We start from the raw sequence: 16,793 nt of genomic DNA, 5'->3' as shown, positions 1-16,793 counted from the left end.
GCGAGAAACGCCATGTACACGCTCCAAATCAACGATGATGACCTGACCCCGGCGCTGATGCGGTTGCGCGACGGGGTGAGCAACATGACCCCTCTCATGCAGGACCTGGGCGAGATCCTGGTTAACAGCACCCAGGAGCGGATGCAGCGCGGGGAGCAGCCGGATGGCGCGCCTTTTGCACCGCGTTCGGAAACCACGCTGAAGGAATATGCCGAGCGCGGCTTCCGTTTTGGACCGCAACCGCTCTGGGGCACCGGCGAGATGCGCCAGCAGCTGGCCTACGAGGCCGGATCCGATTACGTTAGCTGGGGCTCGAACGCGATCCAGGCGGCGGTGATGCAGTTCGGTGCGAAGAAGGGGGCCTTTGGGACTTACCAGGGCAAAGGGTTCGGTGATTCCACGCCAACGATCTCGATCCCTTGGGGAGACATCCCCGCACGTCCTTACCTGGGCGTCTCCGAAGATGACCGGATTGCCATAGTTGCCGAGATCGAAGACTGGTTGTCGGATATAGCAGACGGACGGGATTGACCGCGCCGCCATCCGCCGTCATCCTGCGCCTGACCCTTCCCTGAACCTCCAAATGACGTGACCCGCAAGCACTTGCGGGCGTTTTTGCATGTCCCGGGCGGCGATATTCGGATCATGAGTATCGCGCTTCATATCGCCATGATGGCTGCCCAGGATCTGCCGGCCGCGCCCGAAGGCGCGGATGTGCCGGAGTGGATCCACCTGGCGCCTGCCGGTCCGATCGAGACCTTCGATCGGCGCGGCCCTTACGAGATCACCGACCCGCAGGCGGTGATCGATGCGAGCTTCGCCCCGCGGGGCGAGATCGAAATCGACGTCAATCATGCAACCTTCACCGCCGCCCCGCAGGGCGGCGATGCCCCGGCGCGTGGCTGGATCACGGAGATGCAGGCCCGTCCCGACGGGATCTGGGGGCGTGTGCGCTGGACCGAGGAAGGCCGGCGCCTGGTCGCAACCCGCGCCTACCGCCGGATTTCCCCTGTCTTCGCGCTCGACCGTCCGAAAGGGCGGCGCGTCGTCAGCATTCTGAACGCGAGCCTGGTCAACAGGCAAAACCTGCGCGGCCTGGCCGCGCTCAACCAGGAGAAGGAGGACGGCGGCATGCCGTTTATCGAAAAGCTGGCCGAGTTGCTCGGTCTGGACCCGGCCGCCACCGAGGCCGACATCGAAGCCGCGATCGCCGCGCTCAAGAAGGGCGGTGAAACCGAGGCCATGCAGGCGCAGCTGGGCGAGATCGCCACGGCCCTGGGCGTCGAAGTGGACGGCGACATCGTTGCCGCAGCCAAGGCTGCAAAGACCGCCGCACCCGGCTGGCAGGACGCGGTTGCCGAGCTGCAGGCGGAGAACGTCGCGCTGCAGAGCGAGCTGACCTCGTTCAAGCAGGATCGCGCCCGCGAGAAGGCAGCCGCCTTCGTTGACGGCGAGATCGCCAAGGGCCGCGTCGGCGTCAAACCGCTGCGCGAGCATTACATCGCCATGCACCAGGAAGACCCGGCCCGGGTCGAAAAGGAAATCGGCGCGCTGCCGATCCTTGGCCCCTCGGGTGTCACCGTCGAGCCGCCGTCGATCGAGGGCGACGTGTCCCTCAACGCCGAACAGGAGGCCTTTGCCCGCCTGATCGGCGTCGATCCCACCAAACTTGCTGAAAACCTCAAGCCCCGGAAGGAGGCCAACTGATGACCGCTCTCACCGCTGACCGCAACACGCCTCGCCGCGAGGGCGAACTCCGCTCCGGCGCTGTCGCGGCATCCACCAAGATCTTCGCCGGCGCGCTGGTGATGCGCAACGCCACCGGCTACCTGGTCAAAGGCCAGACCGCCACCGGCCTGGTCGGCGTCGGCCGTGCCGAGGAACAGGTCGACAACTCGGCCGGCGCGAACGGCGCTCTCACCGTGACCGTGCGCCCCGGCGTGTTCCGTTTTGCGAACTCCGCCGCCGGCGACCTGATCACCATCGCCGATATCGGCGCCAAGTGCTTTGCGGTCGATGACCAGACCGTCGCCAAGACCGACGGCACGTCGACCCGCTCGCCCGCCGGCATCATCGAGGACGTGGATGCCCAGGGCGTCTGGGTGCGCCTCGACGAAGCCCTGACCAACGCAGCCTGAACGGAGACCTGACATGCTGGTAAATGCCGCAAACCTCAACACCCTGCGCGCCGGCTTCAGCGCCGCGTTCCAGGGCGGCCTCGAACAAGCGCCGTCGCAGTGGACCCGCGTGGCCGCCGAAGTGCGCTCCTCGCAGAAGGAGCAGAAATACGGCTGGCTGGGCAAGATGCCCAACGTGCGCGAATGGATCGGCGCCCGCGCCGTGCAGAACCTCGAGCAGCACGACTACGCCATCAAGGAAAAGCCGCTGGAATTGACCATCGGCGTCGACCGGGATGACGTGGAAACCGACAACCTGGGCATCTACGGCCCGATGTTCTCGGAGATGGGCCGCGCCACCGGCGCCTATCCCGACACGCTGATCTTCGGCCTGTTGAAGAACGCCTTCACGACCGAGTGCTACGACGGCCAGAACTACTGCGACACCGACCATCCGGTGCTCGACGAGGACGGCGAGGCGACCACCGTGGCCAACACCGACGGCGGTTCGGGCACGCCCTGGTTCCTGATGGACACCAGCCGGGCGCTGAAGCCGCTGATCCTGCAGAAGCGCAAGGACTTCCAGTTCGTCGCCAAGGACAAGCTCGATGACGACAACGTCTTCGACAACAACGAGTTCGTCTACGGCGCCGATGCGCGGATGAACGCAGGCTTCGGCTTCTGGCAATTCACCTGGGGATCGAAGCAGACCCTGAACGCCGCCAACTACGCCACCGCCCGCGCGGCGCTGACCGGCATGAAGGGCGACTATGGCCGCCCGCTGGGCCTGATGCCGAACCTGCTGGTGGTGCCGCCGAGCCTCGAAAGCGCCGCCCGCAAGCTGCTGAACTCGGAAAGCGCCGCCGGCGGCGAGACCAACGAGTGGAAAGGCACCGCCGAACTGCTCGTCGTGCCCTGGCTGGCGTGAGGGGCTGAGCCATGAGCGAACGTGACACCCTTAAAGCCCAAGCCGTTGCGATGGGGCTCGACTTTGCGGGCAACATCCCCACGGCGAAGCTGAAGGCGCTGATCGACGAAGCGATGGCGTCCAAAGGCGATACCCAGCCCAGTAAGGCCGCAGCGGAGGCGGCTGCCGAGACCGGCCAGAAGCCGCAGGCGGGGGCAGGCAAGGCCCCCGCCACCCAACCCCCCGCCGGTGATCTCGTCGTCGAGGTTGTCGGCCCGAAGAAGGGCCGGTGGCGCATCGGCCGCCACTTCACCGCCGATCCGGTGGTGATCCCGCTGGACGAGCTCAGCGAGGACGAGAAGGCGGCCCTGATCGCCGACCCGAAGCTGAGCGTGACCACGCGCGCGGCGGATCCCGAATAGCGGCCACCCCCTCGGCCGCTTGATGCTCCGAATGTGGGGCCTGCCTGGTGGCGGCGCGATCGCCGCCAGGAATTCTCAAACCACCACTCACGAGAGACCAGCATGGCCTATACGACGCTTGCAGAGCTGACCGACCGCTACGGCGACGCCATGCTGGTCTCACTCACCGACCGGGCTGACACCCCGACGGGAACGATCGATACCGGCGTGATCGACCGCGCCATTGCCGGGGCCGACGCGCAGATCGACGGCTATCTCAAGGGCCGCTACAAGCTGCCGCTGGCCGCGACACCGCCGATCCTGGCGGATCTCGCCCAGGCCATCGCCTGTTGGAAGCTGCACCTCTACGACCCGCCCGCCAAGGTGAAGGCCGACTACGAGGAGGCGGTGCGCCAGCTCAAGGACATCGCCCGCGGCATCATCGTCCTGGACGTGGCCGGCGTGGAACCGGAAGGCAGCGGCGCGAGCGGGGTGGAGATCACCGACCGCGAACGCCCGCTCACTGCCGACAACCTGAAGGGCTTCATCTGATGCTGGGTGAGATCGTCCAGCGCCTGAAGACGCAGGTACCCGCGCTTGACGGCCGCGTGCAGAGCGCGGCCGGGCTTGCGGAGATGCTCTCGGCCCGTGGCCTGCCGCAGAACTCGACCACCTTCGTGGTGCCGCTCGGGCTGCAGGCGCGCCCGGCGGATGACGCCAGCGGCCTTTTCACCCAGGAATTCACCGAGACCATCGGCGTGCTGCTGGTGGCCCGCGTGACCGACCAGGCTGGCAGCAAGGCGCTGGAGGAAATCCGGCCGCTGCTGCAGTCGGTCATCGCCGCCATTGCCGGCTGGACCGCCGGGGGCGCCTTCGGCGTCTTCGAGCTGCGCCGCGGCACGCTTGTCGGCATCCGCAACGGCGCACTCATCTACATGCTCGAATTTTCCATCACCGACCAGCTGAGGATTGCCACATGAGCACTAAGACCATGCCCGCCGCCGGCGGCAGCTACATCCGCAACGAGGACGGCAGCCTGGCAAAGGTCCAGGACGCGAAGCCGCCGAAGCCTGCCAAGAAGGAGGGCAAGTAAATGGCCATCAAATGGCGATCGAAGATCCTGCTGTTCAAGCTGGAAGCAACCTATGGCACCGACCCGACGCCGTCCGGTGCCTCCAACGCCATCTATGCCAAGGATGTTGAAATCCGGCCCATGGAAGGCACCGATGTCAGCCGTGATCTGGAAAAGCCCTGGCTTGGGGCCGACGAGACCATTGCGGCCGAGCTGCACGCGCGGATCACGTTCAAGGTGGAACTGGCGCCCTCCGGCACCGCCGGCACCGCGCCCGCCTGGGGACCCATGCTGCGCGCCTGCGGCGTGGCCGAAGTGATCGTGCCCGGCACCTCGGTGGCCTACAATCCCGTCACCGATGCCCATGAGAGCGGCACGCTCTATCTCTATATCGGTGACACGCTCTACGCCTCGAACGGTCTGCGCGGCACTGCCAAGCTGAACCTGACCGCGCAATCCGTGCCGGTCATCGAGTTCGAGTTCACCGGTCTCTTCGTGGCTCCGGCCGAGGGCACCCGGCCCAGCGTCGATCTGACCGCGTTCAAGAAGCCGCAGCTCGTGACCGACGCCTTCACCCCGACCTTCACCATCGGTGGCACGAGTTTCGTGATGCGCTCCGCCATGCTCGATCTCGGCAACGCCGTCGAGCGGCGGTTCCTGGTCGGCAAGGAAGAGATCATCATCACCGAGAAGCAGGAGGTGTTCGAGACCACGGTCGAGGCCGTTGCGCTCACCACCTTCGATCCCTTCGCCGCCGCCATCGGCCAGAACCAGGTGGCCGTCAACCTCGTGCATGGCACCGGCGCGGGCAAGATCTCCACGCTGGCCATTCCGGCGGCGCAGATGCAGCGCCCGCAGGGCCTCGCCAATGCCCAGGACGTGAAGGAATGGCCGCTGCGCCTGGTGCCGTTGCCGGTTGCCGGCAACGACCAGTGGACCCTCACCCTGACCTGATTTTGAAGCCTGGAGAAAACCCATGTTGAAGATAACCGAAACGCCCGTCTTCACCCATGTCGTCAAGATCCCGGTCCCAGCGGACGAAGGGCACCGGGATGAACAGATCCGCGCCACCTTCCTTGCGCTTCCCGATGACGAGCTGGCCGAGTTCAACCTGAGCACCCTGAGCGGTCAGAAGGATCTGCTGCGCAAGGTCACGAAGGGGCTGCGCGACATCGTCGGCGATGATGATGTCGAACTGCCCTTCACCCCGGAGCTGCTGGAACAGCTGATCGGCCGCAGCTGGGCGCGTGGCGCCATGATCAACGCCTATTGCTTCGCGATCGCGGCGGCCCGCCGGGGAAACTGATGGAGGCCGGCCGCGCCTGGGCGGCTGGCCGGCTTGACGGAGGGTCAGAGCAGGATGATGACGCGCTTGCGGATGCCGAACGCTGGGGGATCGATCTCGACCCTGCCGACCTCGCCGGTGATCCCGGCGACGGCATCTGGGCATGGCTCGTGCCGGCCCTGCGCGCGTTCCTGGCAATCGACACGCAATGGCGGATGGCGCCGCTGGGGATGGGCGGCATGAGGGCGCTTGGCCTCGACTATGCCGCCGCCCGGGCTGGCCTGGACCTGGCCGGCATCGAGATGACGCCGGCACTCTGGGCTGACGTCCGTCTGATCGAGGCCGGTGCGCGTGCCGAGATGAACGGGGCCCGGTCATGACCCTGCGCGTCTCCGCCCTGATCGATGTCAAAGGCAGCCAGGCGCGCGCCGAACTGGGCCGCACCGCGAAATCGGTTGCCGGGCTCAAGACCGGTTCCGACCAGGCGGCGGAATCCGGCAACCGCATGGGGCAGGGATTGAGCAGTGTCCGGGCGCGGCTGTCCGCGCTGCGCTCCAGCGTTTCCGCCTACATCACCGGGCTGCGCGATGTGGACGACACGCAGAAACTGGCCGCCGGCAGCGTCGGCAACCTGACCGCGCAGTTCAACGACATCGGCATCATGATGGCGGCCGGGCAGAACCCACTGCAGCTGGCCATCCAGCAGGGTACGCAGATCACCCAGGTGATCGGTCCGATGGGCGCATCCGGCGCCGTACGGGCGCTGGGGCAGGCGTTTGTCGGGCTGCTGAGCCCGGTCAATCTGGTCACCATCGGTTCGATCGCGGCCGGCGCCGCGATGGTCCAGTGGCTGAGCAGCTCCAGCGAAGACGCGAAGACGCTCAAGGAACAGATCGATGATCTGAACGCCACCACCAAGGCCTACCGGACGTCGGTCGAACAGACCTATTCCGACCTGGTGAAGGTCTACGGATCGGCCTCGGCCGAGGTGCAGGCGTTGCACCGCGATACCCAGGCGCTGCTGCGCGAGGATGTCGAGCGACAGGCCGCGCAGGCGGGCAACGCGGTGGTTGCGGTTGTCCAGGAGACCAAGACGAACCTGAGCGCTGCGATGATGCAGCTGTTCGGGCCGGACCAGAATGCCGCGCTGCAGGGCACCGATCACATCGTGAAGATGGCCCAGCAGTTCGCCGAGCTGCGAGAAGCGGACGGAATCGAGCATCAGCTCGATCTGATCGGCGATCTGAAGGCCGGCATTCTCTCCGCCACCGGCGGCTTCCGGCAGATGAATGCCGAGCAGCTGGCCGTGTACCAGTCGCTGCGGGATGCCGAGGACGCGTTGCGCCAGGCCGTGGCTGCGCGGCTGGCTGAAGAAGCCAACAGCAACCGGGAAAAGGTCCGGGCTCTGGCCCTCTACGGACGCAGCCGCGCCGAGTCGGATCGCGAGCTGGCCAAGGGCCGGGAGCTGCTGACCCAAATCCAGGAAGAAGCGGCGCTGCAGCGCATCGTGGCAATCCATGGCGCCGACAGCGTCGAGGCGGCCGAAGCACGTTGGGCCATCGAGGAGAAGGCCCTGCAGACCCAGCTCGACGGCCTCGAGATCTCGCAAAGCCTCAAGGACGAGATCATGGACGCGGCCCAGGCGGCGTTCGACGCCGAGGACGCGACCGCCCGCTGGGCGGACCAGATGGTGGCCGTGCGTTCGGAAGTCGCGGCCATCCTTTCGGATCTCGCCAGCCTCGGCGGCGGCGCCATCTCGAACGCAGCCAAGGCGGCGGAACTGCAGGCGCTGCAAGAAGGCAAGAGCATCCGCGAGGCCGCCAACGTCGCCCGCGACACCAAGCGTGAAGCCGAATTTGATGCGCGGGAGCAGGGCGCAAGCTGGTTCGGGCGGCAGGTGATCAATTTCGAGCGCGGCATGGCCCGCTATGGCGCAGAGCTGGACGATGAACTCGATGCCGCGCGCGAGGCGGCGCGGGAACGGGACCGCACGGCCAAGGGTGGCGGTCGTCAGATCGAGGCACTGGACCAGCTGATCCGGCGCGAGCAGCTGGAACTCGACATCCTGCGCCAGACCGACCCTTTGCAGAAGGAACTGCTGCGCCACCGCGACCTGCTGGCCGGCGCGACCCAGGCACAGCGGGATGCGCTGGCCGACCTCATAGGCCAACAGATCGAGGAAAAAGACGCGATCGACGCGGCGCGAGACGCCCAGGACCTGTTTGCCAGCGTGTCTTTCAACGCGATGCAAGGCCTCCTGCGCGACGGGGCCAGCGCCGTCGACATGCTGAAAAACCTCGCAGCCGCGATCGGCGATGCGGCGCTGCAGGCGGCGTTTCTGGGGGAAGGACCGCTGGCGGGCGTTTTTGGCGCCCAGGAGGGCGGCTGGCTCGGCACCATCGTCTCGGCGATCCTGCCCGCCGCTGCAACTGGCGGCTATCTTGCCGGTCCCGGTTCCGGCACTTCCGACGACATCCTGATGTGGGGCTCGTCCGGTGAATTCATGGTCAATGCCAAAGCCACCCGCAAGCACCGCACCCTACTGGAAATGATCAATGCCGGGATGGATTTCCCGATGTTCGCCACGGGTGGTCTCATTGGTGGCCCGCCGGTCATGACCGGCGGCGGAGCTGCAGCCATGGCCGCACCGGTGATCGAGATCGCCAACTATGGCTCCACCCCGGTTCAGGGCGAAGCGGAACACTCAACCGACGGCAATGGCCGCCGCCGCGTGCGCCTGGTGCTTGCCGACCAGGTCGGGCAGGCGATCGAAACACCGGGCGGTGGAGCGCGCCGCGTGCTGCGCGACCGATACGGCGTCACGCCAAGGGGGACGCGCCGATGACCGTGCCTGTCTGGCCTTCCGAACTGCCGCGCCCGACCCGCCCGGGCTGGCAGGGTCAGTATTCCGATCCGCGCCTGAAGAAATCGGGTGATGCCGGCCCGCCGGGCTATCGCCGCCGCTGGTCGAGCGTGGCGCGCGCGGTCCAGTTGACGGTGCAGCTGAGCCGGTCGCAAAAAGCGACTTTCGACACCTTCTTTGAATACGACACCCGGATGGGCGTCCTGCCGTTCTGGATGCCGGATCCCACCACCGACGGCTGGCCCATGCTGACCGAGATTGGCACGCCGGTGCTGGATGGTGCTGGCAATCCGGTGCTGCTGTCGGCGCAGTGGCTTTGCCTGTTCGGCTCCGAGATGCCCGTCGAGCGCATCGTCGGCGTCGAGTTCCATTATTCGTTTCCGGTCTGGGTGATGCCATGAGGCGCGTGTCGCTGAACGCCCGCAGCGCGGCAGAGGCTGCCACCACCGACGAGGTGGAGATTGCGCTCTTCTCTATCACGCATCCTTATCTCGACGCGCCGGTGCGGCTCTCCACCGATCCGACTGAACGGCTGTCGGTCGAGCCGCTGATGTATGGCACCCGCTCGGCCTGGGACGGCGCGGATCCGGTGACCGATCCGTATCTCTTCGTGCTGGCCTCGGCCGAGCTGCCGAGCGACCAGGAGGACGCGCCGGCCACCGCCACGATCGTTCTGGAAAATGTCGACAACGACATCGCCGCCCTGCTGCGGTCCTTCACCGATCTGCCGGTGGTGAACATGGCGGTGGTGCTGGCCTCGAGCCCGGACGTGGTCGAGGTGGAATACCGCGACCTGCGGATCGTGGGTGCCGAGGGCGATGCCTCCGAGATCAGCCTGCAGATCTCGCGCCGGCCGATCGAGGACGAGACGGTGCCGATGGACCGCTTCACCAAGGACCGTTTCCCGGGGTTGTTCCGATGAGCTGGGCCAGCCGATACGTGGGCATTCCGCAGGCCGATTTTGGCCGCAGCGAGATGGGCTGTGACTGCTGGGGGCTGGCGCGGCTGGTCTATGCCCGCGAGCTGGGCATCGGGCTGCCGTCTTATGACGGGGCCTATGTCAGCCCCGACGAGCATGCCGAAGTTGCGGCGCTGATTTCCGGCGCTGAAGTGGACGGGCCCTGGCATCCGGTCGCAACACCCGAGCCGTTCGATCTGCTGCTGTTCCGCCGCGGCCGCTTCCGCTCACATATCGGCATCAACGTGGATACCCGTCACATGCTGCACATGGACGGCACCGAACAGGCGCGCATCGCCGACATCCGCGCGCCGCGCTGGAGCAGCCGGTTCTGCGGCGCTTACCGGCATGTTGAAAGGGGTGTTCAATGCCTCTGAAACAGGCCCTGCATGTCACCACCGCCCCGCTGCTGGATCCCGGCCAAGGCCGGTCGAGCCTCGAGCTGCCCGAAGGTCTGACCGTGGCGGAGATCGTGGCACAGGCCGTGCCCGGGCTGACCCCGGCGGACCGGCATTTGCTGCGCGTGGTGCTGGTCACCGAGAAAGGCGCGGCGGCGGTTTCCCTGGAATACTGGAACCAGGTGCGGCCACGCGCCGGCGTCCAGGTGGTGATCCGGCTGGTGCCCGGCAAGAACGCCTTGCGCACCGTGCTGCTGGCGGTGGTGTCGGTTGCGGCGCTGGCGCTGGCGCCGGCCGTCGCAGGCGTCTTGGGTATCGCCGGCAAGGTGGGAATCGCGCTGGTCGGCGCCGGTCTGACGATCGTCGGCTCACTCTTGGTCAACGCCCTGGTGCCGCTGCCGCAACCCGAGGCCCGGAACAACGCAGGCGAGCGCAGGAACACCTATTCGATTGCGGGCTGGAGCAACACCGCGCGGCCCAATGAGCCGGTGCCGATGATCTTCGGCCGGCACCGCTATGCTCCGCCTTTTGCAGCTGCCTCCTACACAGAGATCGTTGGTGACACCCAATATGTGCGGGCGCTGTTCTGCTTCGGCTACGGGCCGCTGAAGATCGAAGACATCCGTCTGGGTGAGACGCCGATCTCGGAATTCGACGAGGTCGAGATCGAGCTGCGCGAGGGCCGGGTCACAGACGCGCCGATCACCCTCTATCCGCAGCAGGTGCTGGAAGATGCCGAAGGGGTAGAACTGGTGCGCCCCTTGCCGCGCGACGATGCCGGCAAGATCATCTCCGGGTCCAGCATTGAGACGCCGGTCGTACGCACGACCGCCAGCGACACCCGCTCGGCCAGCGTCATCCTCGGCTTTCCTTCGGGCCTTTTTGAGGTCACCAACGACGGATCGGTCACCGACCGCGCCGTATCGATCCGGATCCGCCAGCGCGCAGAAGGCGACACCACCTGGCAGACCGTGACCACGCTGAATTTGCGGGCGGCACGGCGCGAGGCGTTCTTCCGCCAGCACACCTGGCAACTGCCGTCGCGCGGCAAGTGGGAGATCGAGATCACCCGGATGACCGACGAGAGCCCCTCGACGCAGGTCTCCGACCGTGTGACGCTGGCGGGCCTGCAGTCGCGGCGGCCGGAATACCCGCTCAACATCAACAAGCCGCTGGCGCTGGCAGCGGTGCGGATGAAGGCGACCTACCAGCTGAACGGCACCCTCGACAATTTCAACGCCGTCGTGCAGCGCTATGCCGATGCCTGGGATGGAGCCGCCTGGACCGAGACCCTGAGCCGCAACCCCGCCGCTGCCTATGTCGCGGCCGTTCAGGGTCCAGCCAACCCCTATCCCGTTACCGACAGCACAATCGACTGGGACCAGCTGGCCGACTGGCACGACTGGTGCGTCACCAAGGGACTGAAATACGACCGCGTGCATGACCAGGCCGAGAGCTTCAACGACATGTTGCGGGCGATCTGCGCCGCCGGCCGCGCCACCCCGCGCCATGACGGCGTCAAATGGGGCGTGGTGATCGACCGTCCGGACAGCCTGGTCATCGATCACATCAACCCGCGCAACTCGGCCGACTTCTCCTGGAGCCGGACCTACTTTGAGCCGCCGCACGCCTTCCGCGTTACCTTCTCCGACGAGACCAACGGCTATGCCCTGGCTGAGCGGCTGGTGCCCTGGCCGGGTCATTCCGGCTCCATCACCCTGACCGAAGCGCTGGAACTTCCCGGCAAGACCGACCCGGACGAGATCTGGATCGAGGCGCGCCGCCGCCAGTACGAGCTGCAGCAGCGGGCCGACACCTTCACCGCCATCCAGTCCGGCATGGCCCGCGTCGCCACCCGCGGCGACCTGGTCATGGGCTCCTTCGACGTCCTGTCCCGCAGCCAGTTGGCCGCTCGGGTCAAGTCGGTCTCGGGATATTGGGTCGAACTGGACGAGATGGTCGAGATGCAGGCGGGCAGCAGCTACGCCATCCGCTTCCGTCAGTACGCAGACGCCAGTGACGTGATTGGCACCTCGATCGTGCGGCAGGTGGTGACGGATACGGAGCCCTCTGCCCAGCTGCGCCTGGTGGCGAACGATGCCCTGCCGGCGGTCGGCGAGGTTGTTCATTTTGGCGAGATGGCGACCGAAAGCCTCGCCCTGAAGGTGCGCGGTGTCGAGGGCGGCGAAGGCTTCTCCTCGGTCCTGAACATGGTCGCAGCGGCGCCCGAGATCGACACCCTGACCGATGCCGAGGTTCCCCCGGTCTGGACCGGCCGCGTCGGCTCTGAGATCACAGGTGCCAGCATCGCGCCGCCTGCGCCGCGCTTCACCCGGGTCACCAGCACGGCGAGCTACACCAACGACGATCCGGCCCAGCCGCCGACGCCGGGCCCCGGTACGGTCACCGTGTTGCTGGTGCCCGGCACCGGTTCGGCGGTCTCCCTGTCGAGCCTGCGTCTGGAGCACAAGCTGGCGACCGACTCGACTTGGACAACGGTCACCCTGCCGGTGGTCAACGGCGGTGCCGAGATCACCGGTTACACCACGGAAGACGAGATCAACCTGCGCGCCGTTGCCATCGCCGAGGACACCACCGAAAGCCCCTATACCGCGACCCTTTCCGTCACGGTTGGCGGCGATGCGATTGCCTTGCCGGGGCAGCTGGACGCGGGCGCGATAGATGTCGTGGGTAATCTCGGCCATGCCCGGATCACCGTCGCCACGCCGGCGGATCCCGCGATCTCCACGATCCAGATCTATCGTGTGCCCAATGGCAGCACACTCGATCGGAACGTCCATGCCGCAGGCGCGCCGATTGCGGTCGTGGCGGGCAGCACGCTCAGCCATGTCGATGGTGACGGCACGCGGGTCAACCTGCTGGCTAACAGCGGGTTCGACAGCAGCTCAGACTGGGTGGCGGATGCCAACTGGTCTATCGCCTCAGGTCTGGCGCAGCATACCTCCGGCGCGGCCGACACGATCCGCCAGGCTATCGCATTGACCGCAGGCAAAACGTACCGATCCGCGATCACCGTCTCGGGACGCACCGCCGGCAGCGTCACGCCGACCATCTTTGGTGGCACCGATCAGAGCGGCGTTGCCCTCATGGCGGACGGCGCAGCGACGGACAGCCTTGTGGCGGTGACCGGCAATACTGACTTCGGCTTTGCGGCCAGCTCGGATTTCGACGGCCAGATCGACGACGCGGTGCTCTACCTGGAAACCACAGGCAGCGTGGCCGCCGGGACTTACAACTATTGGATTGAACCGCTCAACGACGACGGCAATCCCGGACCGATGTCCGGTCCGTTCAGTACAACCATCATCTAAGGAGAGAGACATGCCGGCAGGTGTGCAGACGACGAATTTCACCAGCAGCTCGACGGTCGATGAGCTGCTTGGCAACCACAACGGCAGCACCGTTCGTCTGTCGCTGGATCGTCTCGTCGGCCTGGTCGGAAGCCGGATCGGCCCGACCTACGCGACCTTAGCTCAACTCGATGCGGACCTTGCCTGGGACGCCGGCTCGCTGGCGGTGGTCTGGTCCGATCCGGACGCCTCGAAAGTGGGGCTCTACGAGAAATCCGGAGCATCCGGTTCCGGCACTTGGGCGCGGGTTGGAAACGCGCCACTCAGCATCGCGATGGAAGCGGCGCAGAACAGTGCCGCTGCCGCAGCGGCGTCCGAAGCAGATGCGGCCATCTCCGTTGGTCATTCGCAAGCGGCCGCTGCCGCCTCGGGTGTCGCCAGTCAACAAGCTGAGAACTTTCGAGACCAGATTTTGGCGTTGGCGAACTCGGGCGCATTCGACGAGGTTTTTGAGACGCGTGCGATCGCGGATGCGGCGGCAACGGGGCTCGCTGACGGTTCCAAGATCGCGGTTCTCGCGGACGAGAATATGGGTGGTATCAGCACCTTTTACACGGTGTCGTCAGGAGCACTTGTGTACCAAACGTGGCTTTGGGAACGTGGATACCAACACCACCGCTTCTTGCCGAAGCTGGCCAAGAAGCTCCTCCAGGTCCAGACGGCCACGACGCAACTCAATGTTGTCCATATGTTCGATAGCGTGGCTGGCGACCCAACTTTCGTCCTTGGTCCCTACCTGTCCGCCCGCATGTATTCCAGTAAAGTATGGAACGCGCCGGGCGCGACGACGAACCTGAATGCGTATCCGGGTGGATGCGATATCATTCCGGAGACTGGGCACGGCGAGACAACCCTCTCTGACCAGTATGACGTCTGGTACAAAGGCTCGCTTTTCCAGTATCCGGCAGGGGTCTCCCCCCTTGTTCGCATGTCAGGCGCGCCCTTTCATTGGACCGAGGTGAAGTTTTTCTACATTGTCGACAACGCAAGCGGCGGCATTGTTCAGATGCAAAAGGATGATGGCGCGGGATGGGTCGATATCGGTCCCGCAGTCGATACATCAGCAGGAACCGATGGAGAAATTGGATTTTTCTCCATCAGCCAGGGCAGCAGCAATAATCAACCGCTCCGCATGGTCATTTCTGGTGGCGTCTACAAATGGGCGTATGCCTTCATGCGGCAGTCTGACGTCAATAGGGTGCATTGGCACGGCGCGTTGAACCAGGGGGGGCTTGGGATAGCTGACGCCATGCAGTACACACAGGCGCGGGCCAACCTGCAAACCGTTCTCGGGGAGGTTGCACCGGATCTAGTTACCTTCGCCGGCCGCGAGACGGAAGCCACACTTGGCAGCCACGTCGGCTACCTGTTCGATATCCTTGATACCACAGGAGCAGACGTTGTGGTGATGGCTGGCCTTCCGATCCCGAACAGTGGAGCGGAAGATGCCGACGCCAGAGCCCAGAACGCGATCCTCATCTCCCAGTGTCGAACCCGGCGGGCATCGGGCAAGAACTACTGCTACCTGGACACCTACACGCCGTTCATGCTGGATTACAATCCCGACAGCGCCGCAGGCTGGCTTGTACCACAGGGCACCGACTTCACATCCGGCGGCGTTCACCAGACAGTGTATGGCCTCGGTACCTTCGTGGCCTACAAGGTTATGGAGCTGGTGGAGTACGTGGGTGGGATGGCCGGTGGGTATCCCCGGCCGCCTTGGACCACGCAACCCGGCTTGTTGGGAATTGGCACGCGAATCGAACAGTCCGATGGCTTAGGGTTCGAATTTTACCTTGAGAACACCTATGATGGCAGGCTCCGACTCCCGAGATCCCTCAAGTTCGTGATCGACCAGTCCTACGCTGGTTCGGAGTATTGGCAGATTGGCTCGCACCTCGGCGGTGGCGAACAGGCGACAAGTGTTGAACCAGTAACACTGACGTTTGGGCAGTATGGCAGCGGGTTTTATCGCAACCAGACCGACTATGGTGGCGAGCTACCGGTGTGGCGCTGGTATGACGACACCGCTGAGAACTACACTGGCAGGATGTTTTTCCAACTTGGTGGTGTGTTTCTAAATCCTGTGGCGAAAGCGGATGCAGACATTCTGGCCGGTGGGTCCATCGCCCAACTCGATGGGACGCTCATCAGTATTAACTACGGTACCAAGAAGGGAATCGCGGCTGCCCGCGGCGGCGGTTCCGGCGCCTGGGCCCCACTGGCACGTAAGGTCTCTGTGCCAGTGAACAGTTCTATCGCCGCTGCTCCAGGGGACTGGGCCGCTGATGGCAACTACATCTATGTCTACACTGGTGACGGCAATACCGCGCATTCATGGGTGCGGTCAGCGGCGGCAACATGGTAAAGGAGGTGGACAGGCAACATGTGGCAAAGGGCGTCACCCTAAAGCCTGTTGAACGACCCTTTAGAAGATCGGCCCTCCGGATGATTTTGAACGGTCGATGGGATGACCGGGAGAATTCGGGTTGGAAGTGGTAGGTGGGGAGCTGAACGCGGCCAGGATGGCAGGAGAGCCTCGGAAGCCAGCTGAGTCGGCGGTGCCGGACCCGTGGTACCAAAATCGTCGGCTGCAAATTTTGCTGTCAAACTATGCAAATACCGGTGTCACGCTACATGCGCGGTGTTGTGCATTGTGACCGAATGCGATCCCATTGCAAGAAGAAGCTGTGTCTGACGCCAATATTTTGGGCGCAGTTGCCGGCTGTCCACAACTTATTGCCGTTATCCCCAAAATTGGGGGTTGCCAGAAAACCTGCCACATCGCACCATATTTAGTACAAGCTGCGGGAGAAAACCCGGCTTGTAGAGCAGGCATCTAGCGCTGGGGGCGCTGCCGCCCCGACGAGCTAGCGATCAGTGAGGTGGTATCATGGCCCTTTCCGAGCAGTATCTGGAAGAAGACATTCATCCGATCGACATCGTCGAACATATTGCCGAGCACCACGACTGGGATTTCGACCGGATCGGCGACGATCAGATCGCGATGGCGGTCGAGGGGCAGTGGCGCACCTACTCCATCACCCTGGCCTGGTCCGGCTATGACGAGACGCTGCGGATGCTCTGCTCGTTCGAGATGGAGCCGCCGGAGGACCGCGTGCCGGAACTCTACGAGCTGCTCAACGCGATGAACGATCAGTGCTGGGCCGGCGCCTTCACCTATTGGGGCAACCAGAAACTGATGATCTACCGCTACGGCCTGGTGCTGTCCGGCGGCCAGACCGCCAGCCCGGAACAGATCGACACGATGATCACCGCCGCGGTCCTGAGTGCCGAGCGCTACTACCCGGCGATCCAGCTGGTGACCTGGGGCAACCGCACCCCGGACGAAGCGATGCAAGTCGCCATTGCAGAGGCCTACGGCCGCGCGTAAACCTTTGCCCCGAGCCTGAAGACGAGG

The 16,793-nt window shown here is 65.1% G+C and carries 17 protein-coding genes; all 17 read left to right on the top strand.

The window, feature by feature from the left end; translation table 11 throughout:
- The first annotated feature begins 12 nt into the window (after positions 1–12).
- The 17 genes from FGK63_RS01785 to FGK63_RS01705 all read left to right on the top strand — a co-directional run bounded on the left by FGK63_RS01785 (position 13) and on the right by FGK63_RS01705 (position 16,766).
- The gene (locus tag FGK63_RS01785; RefSeq protein WP_138839884.1) at positions 13–531 is read left to right on the top strand and encodes a phage virion morphogenesis protein; all 519 of its coding nucleotides are present in this window, start codon (positions 13–15) and stop codon (positions 529–531) included.
- Positions 532–645: 114 nt separating this feature from the next.
- A complete protein-coding gene (locus FGK63_RS01780) occupies positions 646–1,707 on the top strand; it encodes a phage protease (protein WP_246043896.1) in 1,062 nt (353 codons plus the stop codon).
- Complete coding sequence (locus FGK63_RS01775; RefSeq protein ID WP_138839883.1) at positions 1,707–2,138, top strand: hypothetical protein; 432 nt, start codon at positions 1,707–1,709, stop codon at positions 2,136–2,138. The genes FGK63_RS01780 and FGK63_RS01775 overlap by 1 nt, the downstream gene beginning before the upstream one ends.
- Positions 2,139–2,151: 13 nt before the next feature.
- Positions 2,152–3,045 carry a Mu-like prophage major head subunit gpT family protein gene (locus FGK63_RS01770; protein ID WP_138839882.1) on the top strand — a complete coding sequence of 298 codons (894 nt, stop codon included), beginning with the start codon at positions 2,152–2,154 and terminating at the stop codon, positions 3,043–3,045.
- Positions 3,046–3,056: 11 nt separating this feature from the next.
- A complete protein-coding gene (locus FGK63_RS01765) occupies positions 3,057–3,446 on the top strand; it encodes a hypothetical protein (protein WP_138839881.1) in 390 nt (129 codons plus the stop codon).
- Positions 3,447–3,548: 102 nt separating this feature from the next.
- Entirely contained in the window at positions 3,549–3,977 is a 429-nt protein-coding gene (locus tag FGK63_RS01760) for a gp436 family protein (protein WP_138839880.1), read from the top strand.
- Positions 3,977–4,405, top strand: coding sequence for a phage tail terminator protein (locus tag FGK63_RS01755; RefSeq protein ID WP_138839879.1), 429 nt, complete (start codon positions 3,977–3,979; stop codon positions 4,403–4,405). The genes FGK63_RS01760 and FGK63_RS01755 overlap by 1 nt, the downstream gene beginning before the upstream one ends.
- A gap of 113 nt (positions 4,406–4,518) precedes the next feature.
- Entirely contained in the window at positions 4,519–5,451 is a 933-nt protein-coding gene (locus FGK63_RS01750) for a hypothetical protein (protein WP_138839878.1), read from the top strand.
- Positions 5,452–5,473: 22 nt separating this feature from the next.
- The gene (locus FGK63_RS01745; protein WP_138839877.1) at positions 5,474–5,803 is read left to right on the top strand and encodes a hypothetical protein; all 330 of its coding nucleotides are present in this window, start codon (positions 5,474–5,476) and stop codon (positions 5,801–5,803) included.
- The gene (locus tag FGK63_RS01740; protein ID WP_138839876.1) at positions 5,803–6,162 is read left to right on the top strand and encodes a DUF1799 domain-containing protein; all 360 of its coding nucleotides are present in this window, start codon (positions 5,803–5,805) and stop codon (positions 6,160–6,162) included. Before FGK63_RS01745 ends, FGK63_RS01740 begins: the two co-directional genes overlap by 1 nt.
- The gene (locus tag FGK63_RS01735; protein ID WP_246043894.1) at positions 6,159–8,627 is read left to right on the top strand and encodes a phage tail length tape measure family protein; all 2,469 of its coding nucleotides are present in this window, start codon (positions 6,159–6,161) and stop codon (positions 8,625–8,627) included. Before FGK63_RS01740 ends, FGK63_RS01735 begins: the two co-directional genes overlap by 4 nt.
- The gene (locus tag FGK63_RS01730; RefSeq protein WP_138839875.1) at positions 8,624–9,046 is read left to right on the top strand and encodes a hypothetical protein; all 423 of its coding nucleotides are present in this window, start codon (positions 8,624–8,626) and stop codon (positions 9,044–9,046) included. Before FGK63_RS01735 ends, FGK63_RS01730 begins: the two co-directional genes overlap by 4 nt.
- Positions 9,043–9,567, top strand: coding sequence for a hypothetical protein (locus FGK63_RS01725; RefSeq protein WP_138839874.1), 525 nt, complete (start codon positions 9,043–9,045; stop codon positions 9,565–9,567). The genes FGK63_RS01730 and FGK63_RS01725 overlap by 4 nt, the downstream gene beginning before the upstream one ends.
- Complete coding sequence (locus tag FGK63_RS01720) at positions 9,564–9,980, top strand: C40 family peptidase (RefSeq protein ID WP_138839873.1); 417 nt, start codon at positions 9,564–9,566, stop codon at positions 9,978–9,980. Before FGK63_RS01725 ends, FGK63_RS01720 begins: the two co-directional genes overlap by 4 nt.
- Entirely contained in the window at positions 9,971–13,333 is a 3,363-nt protein-coding gene (locus FGK63_RS01715; RefSeq protein WP_138839872.1) for a TipJ family phage tail tip protein, read from the top strand. Before FGK63_RS01720 ends, FGK63_RS01715 begins: the two co-directional genes overlap by 10 nt.
- A gap of 10 nt (positions 13,334–13,343) precedes the next feature.
- Positions 13,344–15,740 (top strand): hypothetical protein, encoded by a 2,397-nt coding sequence (locus FGK63_RS01710; RefSeq protein WP_138839871.1) that lies wholly within the window; start codon positions 13,344–13,346, stop codon positions 15,738–15,740.
- A gap of 525 nt (positions 15,741–16,265) precedes the next feature.
- Entirely contained in the window at positions 16,266–16,766 is a 501-nt protein-coding gene (locus FGK63_RS01705) for a type III secretion system chaperone family protein (protein WP_138839870.1), read from the top strand.
- Positions 16,767–16,793 lie beyond the last annotated feature (27 nt).

This window comes from Ruegeria sediminis (assembly GCF_005938215.1).
Classification (GTDB): domain Bacteria; phylum Pseudomonadota; class Alphaproteobacteria; order Rhodobacterales; family Rhodobacteraceae; genus Ruegeria; species Ruegeria sediminis.
The sequence above is the reverse complement of the archived record's forward strand: the minus strand, read 5'-3'. Positions and strand labels throughout refer to the sequence as shown.

Coding starts and splice junctions, on each gene's coding strand:
- FGK63_RS01785 (WP_138839884.1), top strand. CDS start 13: ATGTACACGCTCCAAATCAACGATGATGACCTGACCCCGGCGCTGATG.
- FGK63_RS01780 (WP_246043896.1), top strand. CDS start 646: ATGAGTATCGCGCTTCATATCGCCATGATGGCTGCCCAGGATCTGCCG.
- FGK63_RS01775 (WP_138839883.1), top strand. CDS start 1,707: ATGACCGCTCTCACCGCTGACCGCAACACGCCTCGCCGCGAGGGCGAA.
- FGK63_RS01770 (WP_138839882.1), top strand. CDS start 2,152: ATGCTGGTAAATGCCGCAAACCTCAACACCCTGCGCGCCGGCTTCAGC.
- FGK63_RS01765 (WP_138839881.1), top strand. CDS start 3,057: ATGAGCGAACGTGACACCCTTAAAGCCCAAGCCGTTGCGATGGGGCTC.
- FGK63_RS01760 (WP_138839880.1), top strand. CDS start 3,549: ATGGCCTATACGACGCTTGCAGAGCTGACCGACCGCTACGGCGACGCC.
- FGK63_RS01755 (WP_138839879.1), top strand. CDS start 3,977: ATGCTGGGTGAGATCGTCCAGCGCCTGAAGACGCAGGTACCCGCGCTT.
- FGK63_RS01750 (WP_138839878.1), top strand. CDS start 4,519: ATGGCCATCAAATGGCGATCGAAGATCCTGCTGTTCAAGCTGGAAGCA.
- FGK63_RS01745 (WP_138839877.1), top strand. CDS start 5,474: ATGTTGAAGATAACCGAAACGCCCGTCTTCACCCATGTCGTCAAGATC.
- FGK63_RS01740 (WP_138839876.1), top strand. CDS start 5,803: ATGGAGGCCGGCCGCGCCTGGGCGGCTGGCCGGCTTGACGGAGGGTCA.
- FGK63_RS01735 (WP_246043894.1), top strand. CDS start 6,159: ATGACCCTGCGCGTCTCCGCCCTGATCGATGTCAAAGGCAGCCAGGCG.
- FGK63_RS01730 (WP_138839875.1), top strand. CDS start 8,624: ATGACCGTGCCTGTCTGGCCTTCCGAACTGCCGCGCCCGACCCGCCCG.
- FGK63_RS01725 (WP_138839874.1), top strand. CDS start 9,043: ATGAGGCGCGTGTCGCTGAACGCCCGCAGCGCGGCAGAGGCTGCCACC.
- FGK63_RS01720 (WP_138839873.1), top strand. CDS start 9,564: ATGAGCTGGGCCAGCCGATACGTGGGCATTCCGCAGGCCGATTTTGGC.
- FGK63_RS01715 (WP_138839872.1), top strand. CDS start 9,971: ATGCCTCTGAAACAGGCCCTGCATGTCACCACCGCCCCGCTGCTGGAT.
- FGK63_RS01710 (WP_138839871.1), top strand. CDS start 13,344: ATGCCGGCAGGTGTGCAGACGACGAATTTCACCAGCAGCTCGACGGTC.
- FGK63_RS01705 (WP_138839870.1), top strand. CDS start 16,266: ATGGCCCTTTCCGAGCAGTATCTGGAAGAAGACATTCATCCGATCGAC.